The 1,368-nt window shown below is 33.8% G+C and carries 2 protein-coding genes; both read right to left on the reverse strand.

The annotated features are described in order from the left end of the window. Positions 1–150 precede the first annotated feature (150 nt). On the reverse strand, positions 151–990 hold the full coding sequence (locus B3J44_RS05560) for a phytoene/squalene synthase family protein (protein WP_198858157.1): 840 nt from the start codon (positions 988–990) through the stop codon (positions 151–153). Positions 991–993: 3 nt separating this feature from the next. Continuing rightward, on the reverse strand, positions 994–1,368 hold a 375-nt coding region (locus B3J44_RS05565; RefSeq protein ID WP_286966667.1), incomplete at its 5' end, for a phytoene desaturase family protein.

Here is a 1,368-nt window from a genome sequence, read left to right on the forward strand (position 1 = left end):
AGAAATCTTCGCGAGAAACTCGACAAAGATTGTCACTTTAGATTGCGGAGCTACTTGCGAAGATTTGCTTCGCCTGTTCGCTATCGCTCGAGTCTCCTTCGTCGAAATGACATACTGTTGGTTTAATTGTAAGTACAAAGCTGAACGAAATTAAACCAACTTCAATTTATAAGTCACAAAAGACTGCGCCAAAAGTCCTGCTTTTGTGTAATTGGAAACTCGAATTCTGGAATTTCCAATTTCATAATAAGGCGTATTTTTTAGCTTTTGAAGCAGTTTTTTATAATAAACATAAGCGGTATAAACGCCAAATTTTGCTTCGATTGGTAATTTTACAATTCCTTGATAAGCAATTCTGAAATCTTCTTCAATTTCTTTGATGATTTGGTTTTTCGAATCTTCATTAAAATTATTCAGGTTGATGCCTGGAAAATAAGCCCGATTTAAAATCGTATTATCATCTTTTAAATCTCTCAAGAAATTTACTTTCTGAAAAGCAGATCCCAAACGCATGGCTTCATTTTTTAGCTGTTCGTATTTGTGCTCTTTTCCAGAAACAAAAACTTTCAAACACATTAATCCCACTACATCGGCAGAACCGTAGATATAATCGATATATTCTGTTTGAGTTTGATAATTAGATTTAATGAGATCCATTTTCATACTTTTTAGAAAAGCTTGAACGAGATCGTCTGTAATATTGTATTCTTTGACAGTATGCTGAAACGAATTCAAAATCGGATTTAAGCTAATGCCTAATTGCATTGCTTTGTAATATTCTTTTTCAAAATCTTCAATAAGATATTCTTTTTCATATTCATGGAATGAATCTACAATTTCGTCAGCAAAACGAACAAATCCGTAAATGCTGTAAATGGCATCGCGAATGCTTGGAGAAAGCATTTTTACGGCTAGTGAAAATGAGGTGCTGTAATTTTTGGTTACCAGTTTGCTGCATTTGAAAGAAACGGCGTCAAATAGTGATTTCATTTTTTAAGATCTAAAAGATTTTTGAATTAATTCAGCTGCGAGTTTTCCTGAAATTAAAGCAGGCGGAACACCTGGGCCAGGAACAGTTAATTGTCCTGTAAAATATAGATTCTTGATTTTTTTGCTTTTTAATTTTGGTCTTAAAAAAGCCGTTTGCAATAACGTGTTGGCCATTCCGTAAGCGTTTCCTTTATAGGCGTTGTAATCGGCTACAAAATCATTTTTACAGAATGATCTCTTAAAGATAATGCTATTTTTTATCTTTTGCTGTGTCAGTTCTTCAAAACGCGTGATGATTTTTTCGAAGTATTCTTCTCGTAAAGCTTCATTGTCTTCAATTCCAGGCGCAAGCGGAATTAAGAAAAATCCAGATTCCAT

Source organism: Flavobacterium sp. UBA4854, from assembly GCF_002399805.1.
Taxonomy (GTDB): domain Bacteria; phylum Bacteroidota; class Bacteroidia; order Flavobacteriales; family Flavobacteriaceae; genus Flavobacterium; species Flavobacterium ginsengisoli.

Excerpts from the sequence above, each read along its gene's own strand:
- B3J44_RS05560 (WP_198858157.1), bottom strand. The coding sequence starts at position 990 with ATGAAATCACTATTTGACGCCGTTTCTTTCAAATGCAGCAAACTGGTA.